This window comes from Enterobacter sp. 61D5, assembly GCF_034107965.1.
Lineage (GTDB): Bacteria > Pseudomonadota > Gammaproteobacteria > Enterobacterales > Enterobacteriaceae > Enterobacter > Enterobacter cloacae_M.
In genome coordinates, this window is the sequence record NZ_JAWNFK010000003.1 from 29,511 (window position 1) to 45,934 (window position 16,424).

Annotated in this window: 12 protein-coding genes, 5 tRNA genes and 1 pseudogene; 3 read left to right on the forward strand and 15 right to left on the reverse strand. The window is 55.1% G+C overall.

The features are described 5' to 3' along the window. The 5 genes and pseudogenes from UTM25_RS01720 to UTM25_RS01740 form a co-directional block, all read right to left on the reverse strand. Positions 1 to 491: pseudogene (locus UTM25_RS01720) on the reverse strand (GTP-binding protein); the annotation flags it as partial. Between the two features lie 118 nt (positions 492 to 609). Beyond that, a tRNA-Thr gene (locus UTM25_RS01725) sits at positions 610 to 685 on the reverse strand. Between the two features lie 6 nt (positions 686 to 691). Further along, positions 692 to 766: transfer RNA gene (locus tag UTM25_RS01730), tRNA-Gly, on the reverse strand. Between the two features lie 117 nt (positions 767 to 883). Further along, a tRNA-Tyr gene (locus UTM25_RS01735) sits at positions 884 to 968 on the reverse strand. Between the two features lie 8 nt (positions 969 to 976). Beyond that, a tRNA-Thr gene (locus tag UTM25_RS01740) sits at positions 977 to 1,052 on the reverse strand. Positions 1,053 to 1,369: 317 nt separating this feature from the next. Here UTM25_RS01740 and coaA point away from each other — a divergent pair. Next, on the forward strand, positions 1,370 to 2,320 hold the full coding sequence (gene coaA / locus UTM25_RS01745) for a type I pantothenate kinase (protein WP_021242480.1): 951 nt from the start codon (positions 1,370 to 1,372) through the stop codon (positions 2,318 to 2,320). A gap of 44 nt (positions 2,321 to 2,364) precedes the next feature. Here coaA and dppF read toward each other — a convergent pair whose 3' ends face one another. The 9 genes from dppF to UTM25_RS01790 form a co-directional block, all read right to left on the reverse strand. Beyond that, entirely contained in the window at positions 2,365 to 3,378 is a 1,014-nt protein-coding gene (gene dppF / locus UTM25_RS01750) for a dipeptide ABC transporter ATP-binding subunit DppF (protein ID WP_194401711.1), read from the reverse strand. After that, positions 3,375 to 4,358, reverse strand: a complete 984-nt coding sequence (gene dppD / locus UTM25_RS01755) for a dipeptide ABC transporter ATP-binding protein (protein ID WP_008502772.1) — start codon at positions 4,356 to 4,358, stop codon at positions 3,375 to 3,377. Before dppD ends, dppF begins: the two co-directional genes overlap by 4 nt. A gap of 10 nt (positions 4,359 to 4,368) precedes the next feature. Next, entirely contained in the window at positions 4,369 to 5,271 is a 903-nt protein-coding gene (gene dppC, locus UTM25_RS01760) for a dipeptide ABC transporter permease DppC (protein WP_023309963.1), read from the reverse strand. A gap of 9 nt (positions 5,272 to 5,280) precedes the next feature. Next, positions 5,281 to 6,300, reverse strand: coding sequence for a dipeptide ABC transporter permease DppB (dppB, locus tag UTM25_RS01765; RefSeq protein WP_023334097.1), 1,020 nt, complete (start codon positions 6,298 to 6,300; stop codon positions 5,281 to 5,283). 161 nt (positions 6,301 to 6,461) lie between these two features. Then, positions 6,462 to 8,069, reverse strand: coding sequence for a dipeptide ABC transporter periplasmic-binding protein DppA (gene dppA, locus UTM25_RS01770; RefSeq protein ID WP_194401710.1), 1,608 nt, complete (start codon positions 8,067 to 8,069; stop codon positions 6,462 to 6,464). Between the two features lie 620 nt (positions 8,070 to 8,689). After that, positions 8,690 to 8,766, reverse strand: a tRNA-Pro gene (locus UTM25_RS01775). Between the two features lie 91 nt (positions 8,767 to 8,857). Further along, positions 8,858 to 10,552 (reverse strand): kdo(2)-lipid A phosphoethanolamine 7''-transferase, encoded by a 1,695-nt coding sequence (gene eptB / locus UTM25_RS01780; RefSeq protein ID WP_194401709.1) that lies wholly within the window; start codon positions 10,550 to 10,552, stop codon positions 8,858 to 8,860. A 239-nt stretch (positions 10,553 to 10,791) separates the two neighbouring features. Then, positions 10,792 to 11,994: an MFS transporter gene (locus tag UTM25_RS01785; protein WP_194401708.1), complete on the reverse strand. Its 1,203-nt coding sequence runs from the start codon at positions 11,992 to 11,994 to the stop codon at positions 10,792 to 10,794. 238 nt (positions 11,995 to 12,232) lie between these two features. Next, positions 12,233 to 12,931 carry an autotransporter domain-containing protein gene (locus UTM25_RS01790; protein WP_194401707.1) on the reverse strand — a complete coding sequence of 233 codons (699 nt, stop codon included), beginning with the start codon at positions 12,929 to 12,931 and terminating at the stop codon, positions 12,233 to 12,235. Between the two features lie 153 nt (positions 12,932 to 13,084). Here UTM25_RS01790 and tag point away from each other — a divergent pair, with 153 nt between their 5' ends. Beyond that, positions 13,085 to 13,666: a DNA-3-methyladenine glycosylase I gene (gene tag, locus UTM25_RS01795; protein WP_194401706.1), complete on the forward strand. Its 582-nt coding sequence runs from the start codon at positions 13,085 to 13,087 to the stop codon at positions 13,664 to 13,666. Beyond that, a complete protein-coding gene (locus UTM25_RS01800; protein WP_194401705.1) occupies positions 13,644 to 14,090 on the forward strand; it encodes an N-acetyltransferase in 447 nt (148 codons plus the stop codon). The genes tag and UTM25_RS01800 overlap by 23 nt, the downstream gene beginning before the upstream one ends. Here the strand turns inward: UTM25_RS01800 and UTM25_RS01805 are convergent. After that, entirely contained in the window at positions 14,053 to 16,332 is a 2,280-nt protein-coding gene (locus tag UTM25_RS01805) for a molybdopterin guanine dinucleotide-containing S/N-oxide reductase (protein ID WP_233469434.1), read from the reverse strand. The genes UTM25_RS01800 and UTM25_RS01805 overlap by 38 nt on opposite strands. Positions 16,333 to 16,424: the final 92 nt, after the last annotated feature.

Sequence of the window (16,424 nt, forward strand, 5' to 3'; positions counted from 1 at the left end):
GGGAAATCGTACTGAGACAGCAGTTCACGAACTTCCATCTCTACCAGTTCCAGCAGCTCTTCGTCATCAACCATGTCGCATTTGTTCAGGAACACGATGATGAAAGGAACGCCTACCTGACGACCCAGCAGGATGTGCTCACGAGTCTGAGGCATTGGGCCGTCAGTCGCAGCAACAACCAGGATCGCGCCGTCCATCTGCGCAGCACCGGTGATCATGTTTTTAACATAGTCGGCGTGGCCTGGGCAGTCTACGTGTGCGTAGTGGCGAGTCGGGGTGTCGTACTCAACGTGAGAGGTGTTGATGGTGATACCACGAGCTTTTTCTTCTGGTGCGTTATCGATCTGGTCGAATGCGCGAGCAGAACCACCGTAGGTTTTTGCCAGAACGGTAGTGATTGCAGCGGTCAGCGTTGTTTTACCATGGTCAACGTGGCCGATAGTACCGACGTTAACGTGCGGTTTTGTACGTTCAAACTTTTCTTTAGACATCGATTGTCCCTCTAAGACACGGATAAATCGGTGATATCACCACATCAACCAGACGAAATGCCTGAATTGTTGAATACAGTAAAATTGAAACAGAGAGAAACGGGAAGGAGAAGTGAAGTGGTGCTGATACCCAGAGTCGAACTGGGGACCTCACCCTTACCAAGGGTGCGCTCTACCAACTGAGCCATATCAGCACGTATTGGAGCGGGCAGCGGGAATCGAACCCGCATCATCAGCTTGGAAGGCTGAGGTAATAGCCATTATACGATGCCCGCATCCTGAAACTCGGCTACCCAGTTCTTTCTGTAACAAAAAAAGAGATTTCTCTCTTTTTCAGTTTGAGCTGGCTAATTTTTCCAACCAGCTCCGGCGGCATTTACGCTGCCAGAAAGTGGTGGTGGGGGAAGGATTCGAACCTTCGAAGTCTGTGACGGCAGATTTACAGTCTGCTCCCTTTGGCCGCTCGGGAACCCCACCGGACTTGATGGTGCCGACTACCGGAATCGAACTGGTGACCTACTGATTACAAGTCAGTTGCTCTACCTACTGAGCTAAGTCGGCATCAAGTAGCGCGCATTCTATGGATACCTGCGCGGTCATGCAACTAAAAATTTGCATAAAACGTTCTTTCGCTCACATTTTATGCGAACAGCGTATCAGGCGCTGTAAAAGTAGTCATTTGAGGTCAAATATTCAACATATCATCGTGATTTGCACCGTATTCACCGTAGCGTGACGGCTTCCGCGTAACGCAGTGCTTTCCATCTTTTTTCTTATTATTCCCGTCATCTGGTGTTAACCTCCTGCCCATTGTCCAAAATTAACTGTGTGATGAGCCATGATCCGGCAGTGTGATGCTGGCTCACTGAAGCATGCTTATGAGCAAAAAAGAGCAAACGTTAATGACGCCTTATCTTCACTTTAACCGCAGCCAGTGGGCTGCCCTGCGTGATTCCGTCCCTATGACGCTGACGGAAGGTGAAATCGCACGGTTAAAAGGGATAAACGAAGATCTGTCCCTGGAAGAGGTGGCAGAAATTTATCTCCCCCTCTCTCGCTTGCTTAACTTCTATATCAGCTCGAACCTGCGCCGTCAGGCCGTGCTGGAGCAGTTTCTCGGGACGAACGGTCAACGTATTCCTTATATCATTAGTATCGCAGGCAGCGTGGCCGTGGGTAAAAGTACCACCGCGCGCGTCCTGCAGGCGCTGTTGAGCCGCTGGCCGGAACACCGCAGCGTGGAGCTGATCACCACCGACGGCTTCCTGCACCCGAACGAGGTGTTAAAAGAACGTGGGCTAATGAAGAAGAAAGGCTTCCCGCTTTCTTACGATATGCACCGTCTGGTGAAATTTGTCTCTGACCTGAAATCCGGCGTGCCTCACGTGACTGCGCCAGTCTATTCGCACCTGATCTACGATCGCATCCCGGGCGGGGATAAAACCGTGGTCCAGCCGGACATCCTGATTCTGGAAGGTCTGAACGTGCTGCAAAGCGGGATGGACTATCCTCACGACCCGCATCACGTATTCGTCTCGGATTTCGTCGATTTCTCTATTTATGTCGATGCGCCGGAAGACCTGCTGCAAAACTGGTACATCAACCGCTTCCTGAAGTTCCGCGAAGGGGCGTTCACCGACCCGGATTCCTATTTCCACCACTATGCCCAGCTTTCTGAAGAAGAAGCGATCAACGTGGCCACGGGACTGTGGAATGAGATCAACTACGTGAACCTCAAAGAGAACATCCTGCCGACGCGCGAGCGTGCAAGCCTGATCCTCACCAAGAGCGAGAAGCACGCCGTCGACCAGATTCGCCTGCGGAAATAATCAAGCAGACATAAAAAAAACCGGCTTAACGCCGGTTTTTTTCGTTATGCCTGTGGCTTCTCGCCATTTTCATCCTGATCGACCGCGAAGCAGGCAACCAGCTGGCCGCCATAATCCTTCAGCTGCGGCTGGAGCTGGGTGCACGGACCGAAGCGGCGACTGCAGCGGGCGTTGAATGCACATCCCGGAGGCGGATTCAGCGGGCTTGGCAGTTCACCCGTCAGCTTAATACGCTCACGACGATCGTCCGGGTTCAGACGCGGCGTCGCAGACAGCAGCGCCTGGGTATACGGGTGACGAGGGTTATTAAAGATCTGGTCTTTAGTCCCCTTCTCCACGCAGCGCCCCAGGTACATCACCATCACTTCATCGGCAATATGCTCCACCACCGACAGGTCGTGGGAGATGAACACGTAAGAGAGCCCCAGCTCCTGCTGGAGATCCATCATCAGGTTCAGCACCTGCGCACGCACGGATACGTCGAGCGCGGAGACCGGCTCATCGGCAATCACCACGTCCGGATCGAGCATCAGCCCGCGGGCGATAGCGATACGCTGACGCTGGCCGCCGGAGAACATGTGCGGATAGCGATCGTAATGCTCGGTTTTGAGGCCGACCTTCGCCATCATCGTCAGCGCTTTTTCACGGCGCTGCTCTTTGCTCAGATTGCTGTTGATCAGCAGCGGCTCTTCCAGAATCTGTCCCACTTTTTTACGCGGGTTCAAAGAACCGTACGGGTTCTGGAACACAATCTGGATTTTCTGGCGACGCAGCTTCTGCGCCTGCGGATCGTGCTTGAGCAGATCCTGCCCCTGATAATAGAGCTCGCCGCCGGTCGGCACTTCAATCATCGTCAGCAGACGGCCCAGCGTGGATTTACCGCAGCCTGACTCCCCCACCACCGCCAGCGTTTTACCGCGTTCGAGGTTAAAGGAAACGCCGTCCAGCGCTTTCACCAGGCGTTCAGGGGCAAACAGTCCCTTCTTCACCGGGTAGTATTTTTTCAGGTCGATGGCCTGCAACAGCGGTTGTTGCGTGGTGGCCTGTTGCGTACTCATAGTGTTGGCCTCCCGGCATCATCGAGTGGGTAGTGGCATTTCGACTGACGGCCGTCAGCAAGCTGGTTCAGCTCAGGCTCTTCTGCCCGGCATTTGTCCGTTGCATACGGACAGCGCGGATTGAGCAGACAGCCCTGCGGACGGTCATATTTACCCGGTACCACACCCGGCAGCGACGCCAGACGCGCTTTGTCCTGGGCAAACTCCGGCAGCGCGCGTAAAAGCGCTTGGGTATACGGGTGACGCGGCGCGCGGAAAATATCGTGTGAATTCCCGGTTTCGACCACCTGACCGGCATACATCACGATGATTTTGTGCGCGGCTTCGGCCACCAGCGCCAGATCGTGCGTAATCAGCACCAGCGCCATATTCTCTTTCTGCTGCAGCTCCAGCAGCAGTTCGATGATTTGCGCCTGGATGGTCACATCCAGCGCCGTCGTCGGTTCATCTGCAATCAGCAGTTTTGGTCGACAGGCAATCGCCATCGCGATCATCACGCGCTGGCTCATCCCACCGGAGAGTTGGTGCGGGTAAACGTCCAGGCGTGATGCCGGGTCAGGAATACCCACCTGGTTCAGCAGGTCGATCGCGCGCTGACGACGGGTTTTCTTATTCCCGCCCTGATGCACCTTAATCGCTTCCATAATCTGGAAACCAACGGTGTAGCAAGGGTTCAGGCTGGTCATGGGATCCTGGAAAATCATCGCCACTTCGGCGCCCACCAGCTGGCGGCGCTGTTTTTCAGAAATGCGCTTCAGATCCTGACCGTTGAACTGCAGGTTTTCCGCCATCACGCGGCCCGGGTAATCAATCAGCCCCATGATTGCCAGTGAGCTCACTGACTTACCGGAACCGGACTCCCCGACAATGCCAACCACTTCGCCCTGATTTACGCTGTAGCTGATGCGGTCCACGGCGCGAAACGGGGTGCCTTCGTCGCCGAAGTGCACCGATAATTTATCTACATTTAATAACGCCATCTCGTGCCTCTTACTGCTTCAGTTTGGGATCAAGCGCATCACGCAGACCATCACCCATCAGGTTAAATGCCAGCACCGTCAGCAGGATTGCCAGACCCGGGAAGGTGACAACCCACCAGGCGCTTTGTGCGAACTGCAACACGTCGGAGAGCATGGTGCCCCACTCTGGTGTTGGCGGCTGCGCACCCATGCCCAGGAAGCCAAGAGCGGCCATATCAAGAATGGCGTTAGAGAAACCGAGCGACGCCTGAACAATCAGCGGCGCAAGGCAGTTTGGGAAGATATTGACAAACATCTGGCGCATCGCACCGGCACCCGCCACGCGAGAGGCGGTGACGTAATCGCGGTTCACTTCCACCAGCACCGCCGCACGGGTTAAACGCACGTAGTGAGGGAGCGCTACGAAGGTCAACGCCAGCGCGGCATTGCCTATCGACGGGCCGAAGATCGCCACCAGCACCAGCGCCAGCAGCAGGCTTGGCAGCGCCAGCATGATGTCGACGATACGCATGATGATGTTATCAACGATGCCGCCGAAGTAACCGGCAACCAGGCCGAGTACAACACCCATGATCAGCGACAGCACAACAACGAGACAGCCGACCAGCAGCGACAGGCGCGCGCCGTACATCAGACGCGACAGCACGTCGCGGCCCACGTCATCGGTACCCAGCAGGTGCGCCAGGCTGCCGCCGTCCTGCCACGCAGGCGGCGCGAGCAGCGCATCGCGGAACTGGTCCGCCGGGTTATACGGTGCGAGGAAATTCGCAAACACCGCAATCAGGATCATGATTACGACATATACCAGCCCTACCACCGCGCCTTTATTGCGCTTGAAGTAGTGCCAGAATTCCTGCAGCGGCGTCATAGGAACCGGTGCAGCGACCACTTTATTTTGAGTAACTTGTGACATGATGGTCCCTTACTTCTTATGACGAATACGCGGGTTCACCACGCCGTACAGCAAATCGACCAGCAGGTTAACGAGGATAATCATCGTCGCGACCAGCAGTACACCGCCCTGCACAACCGGATAGTCACGGCGTTGCAGCGCGTCAATCAGCCAGCGTCCAAGGCCCGGCCAGGAGAAGATGGTTTCGGTCAGGATCGCCCCCGCCAGCAACGTCCCCACCTGGAGACCGATAACGGTCACCACCGGCAGCATGGCATTACGCAGCGCATGGACGATGATGACGCGCATACGCGTCAGGCCCTTTGCGCGCGCGGTGCGGATATAATCCTCACCCAGCACTTCCAGCATCGAAGAACGGGTCATTCGCACGATCACCGCCAGAGGAATGGTGCCCAGCACCATGGCAGGCAGGATCATGTGCGCCACGGCATCAATGAAGTTGCCCTCTTCGCCCCAGATAGCCGTATCAATCAGCATAAAGCCGGTGAGCGGGTTGGAGTCATCCAGGAAGACCATATCACTGACGCGCCCGGAGACCGGTGTCAGGTTAAGCTGCACCGATACCAGCATGATCAGCATCATGCCCCACCAGAAGATAGGCATGGAGTAGCCGGTCAGCGCGAGGCCAACGGCGGTGTGGTCAAAAATAGAGCCACGCTTGACGGCAGCCAGTACCCCGACAGGAATACCCACCGCAGTGGCGAAAATCATGGCGCAGACGCCAAGCTCCAGCGTCGCTTTAAAACGCGGCACGAACTCGTCCCACACCGGAAGGCGGCTTTTCAGCGAAATCCCTAAATCACCGTGCAATACGCCCCAGATATAGTGGAGGTACTGCTGCCACATCGGCTTATCGAGACCGAGTTCCGCCAGCAGCTGTGCATGGCGCTCAGGGGAAATACCACGCTCGCCCGCCATAATCATTACCGGGTCGCCGGGGATCATATGGACGAAGGCAAAAGTGAGAAGGGTGATACCGATAAACGTGGGGATAACAAGTCCCAGACGTCGGAGGATGAACTGCAACATAACCCGGATTCTCTCTGATGACGCACGACCAGTGGCGTGACGTCTGTATTGCTCACAAATGTAAATTCCCTCTCCCAGCGGGAGAGGGTTAGGGTGAAGGGCGTGCATGCATCCCCTCACCCCTGCCCTCTCCCAGAGGGAGAGGGAGAACACCCTACTTATTATTCAACAGATACGTTTTCGAAGTGGTGTTTGCCCAGTGGATCAACCACGTAGCCCTTCACTTCTTTACGCACTGGCTCATAGACGGTGGAGTGAGCAACAATCAGCGCCGGAGCCTGATCGTGCATAACAACCTGAGCCTGCTTGTACAGTTCAATACGTTTGTTGTGATCGTCGGTCGCACGCGCCGGCTGGATCAGATCTTCAAACGGCTTGTAGCACCAGCGAGAGTAGTTAGAACCGTCTTTCGCCGCCGCGCAGCTGAACAGGGTGGCGAAGAAGTTGTCCGGATCCCCGTTGTCACCGGTCCAACCCATCATTACCGCCTGGTGCTCACCCGCTTTGGCGCGCTTCAGGTACTCGCCCCACTCGTAGGTCACAATCTTGGCCTGAACGCCAACCTTAGCCCAGTCAGCCTGAACCATTTCCGCCATACGGCGTGCGTTCGGGTTGTAAGGACGCTGTACCGGCATCGCCCACAGCTCAACGGTAAAGCCTTTATCCTGGCCCGCTTCTTTCAGCAGCGCTTTCGCTTTCTCAGGATCGTAGGTGTAGTCTTTAACGTCGTCGTTATAGCCCCACATGGTTGGTGGGATCAGGTTTTTGGCAGCAACGCCTGCGCCCTGGTAAACCGCCTTGATGATCGCTTCTTTGTTCACCGCGTAGGTCAGCGCCTGACGCACCTTCACGTCATCAAACGGTTTCTTCTCGGTGTTGAAGGAGAGATAGCCCACGTTCAGGCCAGCCTGCTCCAGCAGGTTGATGTTCTTGTCCTGCTTCATGCGGGCGATATCAGCCGGGTTCGGGTACGGCATTACCTGGCATTCGTTTTTCTGCAGTTTTGCATAACGCACTGACGCATCAGGCGTGATGGAGAAGACCAGACGGTCGATCTGCGGCTTGGTGCCCCAATAGCCTTCGAACGCTTTATACAGAATGCGGGAGTCTTTCTGGTACTGCAGCAGCTGGAATGGACCGGTACCGATTGGGTTCAGGTCAACTTTTTCCGGCGTACCGGCTTTCAGCATGTTGTCCGCATACTCTTTGGACAGAATTGAGGCGAAGTCCATGGCCAGGTCAGCCAGGAACGGTGCTTCCGGGCGAGTCAGCACGAACTGAACCGTTTTATCGTCCACTTTTTTCACTTCAGCAATCAGGTCAGGAAGACCCATCCCTTCGAAGTATTCATAGCTGCCGCCAGACACTTTGTGGTACGGGTTCTGAGCGTTTTTCTGACGGTCGAAGGAGAACACAACGTCGTCTGCGTTAAAGTCGCGCGTTGGTTTGAATTCTTTGCTGTCCTGCCACTTCACGCCCTGGCGCAGGTGGAAGGTATAGGTTTTGCCGTCTTCGCTGACGTCCCACTTCTCGGCCAGACCCGGAATCACTTCCGTGGTACCGGTTTTGAATTCAACCAGACGGTTATAGATCGGTACAGAGCTTGCGTCGTAAGTCGTACCAGAGGTAAAGAGCTGTGGGTTAAAGCCTTCCGGCGAGCCTTCAGAACAGTAAACCAGGGTTTTTGCCTGTACGCCTGCTGCCACGGTCATAGCCACCAGGCTCAGACCAAGCTTCAGCATCCCTGACTTCTTCAAGGAAATACTCATTATTCTGCTCCAATGTGATGTTTTGCTTTGTTGTGTTACGCCGCCAGACCTTTATTTATTTTTTACCCGGTCCGGTCGGTGATGCCCGAAGGCTTTAAAGGGATGGAGAATCCTTTCAGAAGAGCGTTTGAGTTGCAGCGCAGATCGTCCCTGAAATGCCCCTCATGCCCTACAATCTGTCAACAGAATGTGAAAACGTCAATACAGGTGACGGGGATTTACGCTGAGTGTGAGAAACCGCAAACAAAGATTAAAAAAACTATGCATGCCAGTTTTCAGCAGGGAAATTTATGCTACTCGCTATCTTGCAGCACAAGTCTCTTCATATTTCGCAACAATCAGTGATTAACTTTTATTCAGAATGGGTAAATTTTCTTGCAGAATGGTGATTATCTGAGCACTAAATACCGCGAACGTTAAAACGCACAGCGAAAAATGCTGAGGTTATCCATAAGCAACGCGAAAAAAGATCAATCTATATATAAAAAAATACAATGGATTATGTCACAAAATCGTTAACAGGCAGGGAGAAGCAGGCCTAAGGGGCGTTTTGGATACTCTGACGGGATAAGATCATAATGCAAAAAGGGCTAACCTTGCGGTTAGCCCTTTTCAGAATGTGGTCGGCGAGAGAGGATTCGAACCTCCGACCCACTGGTCCCAAACCAGTTGCGCTACCAAGCTGCGCTACTCGCCGAATGCGGAGCGCATCTTACTGCTGAGGTGCGCCCCCGTCAATCCCTTATTTTCAAAAAGCCATTCAACTGGCGATATTCTCGCCAGAGCAGCTACTGCGCGGCTTTTACGCTGTTATCAGGGAGTTTACACCAGTTGTTGTTTTCGTTAATCCCACCATTCGGTGAGGTATAGCCGAGACAACCCATAATAGTGTCGTACAGCTCAACGTGGCGACGCGGCACCTTCATCTCCGCCTCTTTTTTCAGCTGAGCAAACATCTTCGCCTTCTCCGGGTTTTCAAGATACTTATCCGACATCCACATGATCATCGGCACGCGGAACTGCTCCGGCGGTGCCAGCTTGCGCGGCGTACCGTGCAGGTGCTCTTTCTCATTGATGGATTCACCGTGATCTGCCGCGTAAATCACAATCGCTTTTTTATCGCGCAGCTGGTCAATGACACGGCTCAGGAAGGTATCCACATACAGCACCGAGTTGTCGTAGGCGTTGATCAGCTCCTGCTTGCTGCAGTCTTTATTAATGCCCACGCACTCAGGCTGCCACTTCGCGAAATCACGCGTGTAGCGCTGGTAGTAGCTGTAATGCGACCCTTTGGTATGCAGAATAACCAGATGCTTACCCTGCGGATGGTTCTTGAGGGATTGCGACATCTCTTCCAGCAGCAGCATGTCGTCGACGTTTTTGCCGCGGTTACGCGGCTCGGCGCCAATCTGCTCGCGGTACGCGATGTTATCTGCCAGCGTGTTGGTGTAGAACCACATCTCACTTTGCATGGCGAACAGGTCAGAGCTAAATCCAAGCTGCTTCAGCACGGCAAACACGTTCTGTTCTTTCAGCGTGCGTTGCGGGTTATCGCTTGCACCGCCTTCACGCACAAACATGCAGCGCAGCGAGAGCTTGGTTGCGGTATCGCAGGAGTAGCCACGGTAAGCCACCAGGTTTTTCTCCTGCGCCAGCTTTGGCGTGGTGTCCCGGTTATAGCCGAGAATGCCCATATGATCCCAGCGCGTCGTTTCGCCGATGACGAAGACGACGTAAGTATCATCAATCCCGTCGGCTGGCGGCTGGTAGGTGAATTTTTTCGTTGGATTGATCAGCGATTTCACATCGCTGGATTCGTCCGCCTGCGCCCAGGCATACAGACCTAACGCTGACAGCCAGTTAGACGGCAAATACGAGTTTGCCACCACGCCGCCATAGCTTGGCATATCCACGCCCGTCGCTTTTTCGACGCGTTTTTGCTGCGTTTCCATCAGGCGGATTGGCGCCCATACCAGCAGTCCGGCCAGCAGGACAACGACGATATTGCGGATCCGCTGTCCACGCGTGCGCAGCTGGCGTAGCAGCGTATAGCGGCACGTATTGTTCCAGATAAAGAACAGGGGTATCAGACAGGTTAAAACCGTCCAGACGATAAAACCTTTCCCTACCACCTCTTTCGAGAGATCGATATCCGTGGTCATCACCGAGGCAACGATGCCGTACCCAATGACCACGTTCATAAAGGTCATGTAATAGCTTGCGGCGGCGGAAATAATCACCACCAGCGAGGCCAAAATTTGCCAGGTACGTCGGCCAAAAAGGGACAGCAGGCGTAAGAGGAAGAAGGTGGCGAGGACGGAGCCGAATACTTCAATGGCGGCAAAAATACTATTACTTACGGTAAGGTTTTCAAAATAACCTTCCACTCTTCTGAACAGTACCGCGCCATTCAGAAATAGTCCGATATAGACAGCCAGCATCAGACACAATCTTTGCTGGGTAAGAGACCTAATGTATTTCATGCAAACAACCCTGGGGGAAGGGGTATAAAAACCCGACGAATCTCAAAGAGAAAGCGGACAGAGTAAGTAAATGCGTAAGGAAGCGTTATTAGAAACGTCTACAAGCGCGATAAGTAGACCACAGCGGGAGAGAAAAGTGGCAGCAGAGAGTGTGATCGGTGTAAATTTTTACAAAATATCGAGACGGGAAGCCTCTCACATAAAGAAAAAAGAGGCCGCAATGGCCTCTTTCATACAGCTTATGCATGCACTTCTTTAAATACCTCGCGCTGCGGCTGGCGAATCGTGGTGGATAGCGCCAGTGAGATAATCAACAAGGCGAAGATGACGCAGAAGGTCACATAGAACCCGCCGAACAGGGAGGCAATCAGCGAGCCGCAGATACTGCCGATGCCGAAGCCGAGATAAATCACGCCATAGTTTTTCGCCAGATTGTTCAGGCCAAAGAACTCGCTCACCAGTGACGGGAAGACGGTAATGGTGCCGCCGAAGTTAAAGGCCACGCAGGCAATTGCCGCAAAGAAGGTGGCTTCATTCAGCGGAGCGAACAGCAGCGCCGCCATACCGACCAGCGAAACCACCTGCCCGATCGTAATCACGCGGATGCGGGCAATTTTGTCAGACAGAATACCGAGCACCAGACGACCGGAGAGGTTGGCAATGGAGATGACCGTCACCGCATTGGCCGCCGTGGCCGCATCCAGCTTCACCATTCCCTGTGCGATATCCTTCGCCACACCAATGACATACAGACCACTCATGCAGGCCGTCAGGAACATCACCGCCAGCATCCAGTACTGTGGCTTACGCATGGACTGCGCGAGGGTGAAGTCGTTCTCCACCACGCCGTTAACGGATTTGACCTCCTGCTGCGGCGCATCGGTCATCAGCGTGGCGCCGAACAGAATCATCACCAGCACGATTGCGCCCCAGATCATAAAGGTGTTTTCGAGGCCAACGGACACCAGCAGATGGGAGTCGATAAATTTGAACCCGAGGCTGCCCAAGCCATAAGAGCCGATGGCGAACGCGGAGATTAAGCCTTTACGCTCCGGGAACCACTTCACGCAGTTCGACAGCGTCAGCAGGTAACCTGCGCCATCGGCCAGACCCACCAGCACGCCGGCGCTCAGCCACAGCATCATCAGGTTGCTGGAATGCGCCGTCAGGAAGAAGCCCAACCCCAGCAGAATGCCAGACGCCATGGTCACGCGCTTCACCCCAAAACGCTCCTGCAGCTTGCCCGCGACGGAAGACGAAATCGCCAGACCCAGGCTCAGCAGACCAAAGGAGAACGCGACCTGGCTGACCGGTGCGCCGAGTTTGTCGGAAAGCGCACTGTTAAACAGGCTCCAGGTATAGACCGACCCCAGCGCAAACTGGGTGACGATGGTGCCAAAGAGCGTAAGCCAGCGCGTGCGGTTATAAGTTGATGTGTTCATGGCAGTTGTCCTGCAAGAGAAATTAAGGAAGTTCGCTGAGGACAACCATAAACAAAACCTTAATACGCCTGGGGTAAAACGGCATGAAATGCAGGCGGAACGGAATGAAATGCCTGGAATCGGGAATGAATGGCCTGGTCCGGGAATAAAGCGACAGCATGTTAGTACACACTATCGCTGTAAAGGCCGTGGTTGTTGTATTCGAGATGTTATCGTAACGTTTAAAAAAGTAACAACTCTAGAAATTTGCGCTAACGCCGAGGGTGTATAAAAACTCCTCACCGGTGGTGGTGTGCTCCCCCTGAGCCAGCGACGCATAGGCCGCCACGTGCGTATTAAAAGGAATATCCGTTCCCACGGTGACGTCCATCCAGCTACCGTTTTGGGCTGGGGCTGGCGTTTGCGGCATGCCAAACTGCGATTTCCACTGGTTTTCACCAAACTGCTGGTTATAGCTAATCTGGGCCCACGGACGAAGATCGCCGTACTGGGTATTCACGCGCCACCCCAGCGAGCTGACGCTGGCATGCCAGAGCGGGTCGATGATTGCCTGCGTCGACGCGCTATCACCAAACTCGTTGATCATCATGGGAGCCGTGCCGTCGTAACGCCACGCCACTACCGGACCGGTGGTGATACGCGCTGAAACCGGAAAATTCCAGCCCACGCTCATCGCCCCCTCCGTCGTGCTGCCAGATGGTATATTCAGGGCAAGACCCGGCGCGTTTTGCGAAGACTGAATACGCTCAGCAAGAATATCCTCATAACGCGGTTGGTGATCCGCGTCCCATGTATAGCGTTCCGCCGTATTATTTTGGGCGTCTGAAACGATATATTCCTGTTGCCAGGCAGACGCTGTATTACAAAAAAACAGGCAGGCTGAAATTCCCACCAGGCCAGAAGCAGCATGGCGACCACTGATTTTTTTTATCATCATCAACGCGACCCCAGAGAGAGCCGAATTCGGCGATATTTGTCGTTATTCAGGAAGAGCTTATAGCCCTGTATTAACTATTGTCTTTAAAGTAAACACGTCAAGCCAGTCAGAAAGAAAATTTTGCGAAATCAGTATCAATAAGGGAGATGACGGATGGAACGTTGCGGTTGGGTGAGCCAGGATCAGCTTTATATCGACTATCACGATCGGGAATGGGGCGTGCCAGAAACGGATGGCAAAAAACTCTTTGAGATGATCTGCCTGGAGGGCCAGCAGGCTGGGTTGTCATGGATTACGGTACTGAAGAAACGCGAAAACTACCGTAACGCCTTCCACCAGTTCGATCCTGTCGCCGTCGCCGCCATGACCGATGAAGATGTGGAACGCCTGGTGCAGGACGCCAGCATCATCCGCCATCGCGGTAAGATCCAGGCCATCATCGGCAACGCTCGTGCTTACCTGGCGATGGAACAAAACGGCGAATCGTTCTCAGATTTTGTCTGGACGTTTGTGAACAACGATCCGCAGGTCACCCAGGCCGCCACGCTCGCGGAAATCCCGGCCTCTACCCCGGCCTCGGATGCCCTCTCGAAGGCCCTGAAAAAACGCGGCTTTAAGTTTGTCGGCTCCACCATCTGCTACGCCTTTATGCAGGCCTGTGGCCTGGTCAACGACCACGTTACCGGCTGCTTCTGTCATCCGGGAGGCCATCATGATCCGCAAATGGCAAAGTGAGAATACCGCGGCGCTTTTGAGCCTATGGCTTGAAAGCACCACGGAAGCGCATCCGTTTATCGAGCCGGGTTACTGGAAAGAAAACGAGGCCATGGTGCGGGACGTTTACCTTCCGTCGGCGGAAACCTGGGTCTGGGAACAGGATGGCGAGCCATACGGATTTATCAGCGTGATGCAGTCTCAGTTTGTCGGCGCGCTGTTTGTCACACCATCATGCATAGGGAAAGGCATCGGGCGCGCGCTGCTGAACCATGTTCAACAGCGCTTCCCGCATTTAACGCTGGAGGTATATCAGAAAAATGTGCGGGCGGTGAATTTCTACCATGCTCAGGGCTTTCGCATTGAAGACAGCGCCTGGCAGGATGATACCCAGCACCCGACGTGGATCATGAGCTGGCAGGCGGATCAAACGCCGTTAAGATAAGCTCGGGTCCCTGATATTTCTCTACCCAGGCCAGCGCCGTGTTCCCTGCACAGCCATTCCCCAGCTTCGAGCTGGGGAGATCTTTGGTCAGCACGTTAACCGCCCCGTTTTTACAGATCCCTCCCTCGGCGGGCTCAAGGTCGGGCCAGGCGCCCTGATGAATGCAGATCACGCCCGGTTTAATCCCGTCGCTCACCACTGCCCCTGCCAGCACCTGCCCGCGCGAGTTCCAGACGCGCACCACGTCGCCGTCCGCGATCCCGCGGGCTTTCGCATCAAGGGTATTCAGCGTGATCGGCTCTCGCCCGGCGACCGCATACTGCTCGCGCAGGGAGGTATAGTTAAGCTGGCTGTGCAGACGGTGCGCGGGATGCGCAGACAACACCTGTAGCTGTTCCGGCTGGGCGTTGCCGTGCCACTCGTCCGGCTCGAGCCACATAGGGTGTGGCGGGCAGTCGGCATAGCCAAAGCTGGAGATACGCTCGCTATAGATCACGATCTTTCCGCTCTCGGTTTTCAGCGGGTGGCTCTCCGGGTCGCGGCGGAAATCGGCAAAACGGACAAACTTCGCGTTCTGTTCGCTCTCCGGCATCTCGACGAGCTGGTTCGCCTCCCAGAATTCAGCAAATGGCGGAAGCGTCACGCCCTGCGCCGCGCCGCGCTGTCCGGCAATCTGGTAGAAGCTCTCCAGCCATTGCAGATCGCTTTTCCCTTCGGTAAAACGCTCGCGACCGCCCGCTTCCCACAGCTCGCTCAGTTCAGCAAACACGTCAAAATCATCACGCGCCTCATCGCGCGGGGCCACAACGCGCTTCATCGGGACCATATGCTGGTTGCTGTAGTCGCCGGTCATGGTGAGGTCGTTACGCTCAAACGAGGTGGTCGCCGGCAGCACGATATCTGCATGCTTAGCCGAACCGGTCCAGAAGCACTCGGAAATCACCACCAGCTCCGGCTTTTGCCAGGCGCGGATCAGGCGATTGGTATCCTGATGGTGCGTGAAGTTCGATCCGCCCGCCCACCAGACAAATTTAATGTCCGGGAAGTGGCGGTCCAGACCGTTGTGCTGATAAAAACCGCCGGGGTTTTCCAGAGCTTCAACGATCCGCGCCACCGGAATTTTATCCACGGCATCGACGCCGCCCTGCAGCGAGCCTTGCAGTGACGCCAGCACTGCCGCTTTACGCGTTGGGTTACCGCCGTTCGCAAAGTGATAGGAGAGACCAAAACCCCCGCCCGGCGTACCGATCTGCCCAAGCATTGCGGCAAGGGTGACCAGCATCCAGTGTTTTTGCTCGCCAAACTGCTGACGCTGCATTCCCCAGCCGGACATTAACATGGTGGTATTTTTATGGAACAACGCCGCCAGTTCGCGGAGTTTGTCCGCAGGAATGCCACAAATCCCTGCTGCCCACTCTGCCGTTTTTGCTACCCCATCGGATTGTCCCGTCAGGTAGTCGGCGAATTTATCGAAGCCGGTGGTACAGCGCGTCAGGAATCCGACGTCGTGCCAGCCGTTTTCTACCAGCGTATGGGCGATCCCCAGCATCATCGCCACGTCGGTGCCCATATGGGGGGCAATCCACTCGGCGCTGTCGCCGAAGAAATCCATGGTTTCAGAGCGCATTGGGTCAATGCAGATGATGCGCTTGCCGCTTTTGCGCAGCGCGTCGAAATACCCGATGCCCTGCTCGTCGCTGGCATTCCAGGCAATTTTCAGCGTGTTGAGGGGGTTAGCGCTCCAGAGCACCACCACGTCGGTATGCGCCAGCACCAGCGGCCAGCTAGTCTGCTGCTGGTACACTTCGTTCCCCCCTACGACGTACGGCATGATCGCCTGCGCCGCGCCGGTGGAGTAATCCCCCAGATGGCCGGTATAGCCTCCCGCCAGGCTCATGTAGCGCTGCAGCAGCGTCGAGGCCTTGTGCAGCACGCCGTTAGAACGCCAGCCGTAGGAGCCGGCAAAAATGGACGACGGACCGTAAGTGTCGCGAATGCGCTTATGCTGGGCGTGGATCAGCGCCAGCGCGTCATTCCAGCTCACGCGAACAAACTCATCCTGACCGCGAATCCCCTGTGGCTTATCCGGCGAGGCCAGAAAACCTTTACGAACCATCGGCCAGCGCACGCGTGTTTTGCTGTGCACCTGATCGCGAACGACGGTCTGTAACGAGTTGGGATGTTGGGTTGGCAGTGCCCCGCGGGACGACAGAACATTTTCGCCATCGGTTTCGACCAGCATCGGCCCCCAGTGGGCGGCGGTCAGAATGGTTTTCGTTGAGGTGCTCAAGCGTGCGCTCCTGGTTGCGTGCAGGTTTACGGCCTTCTTTCTAA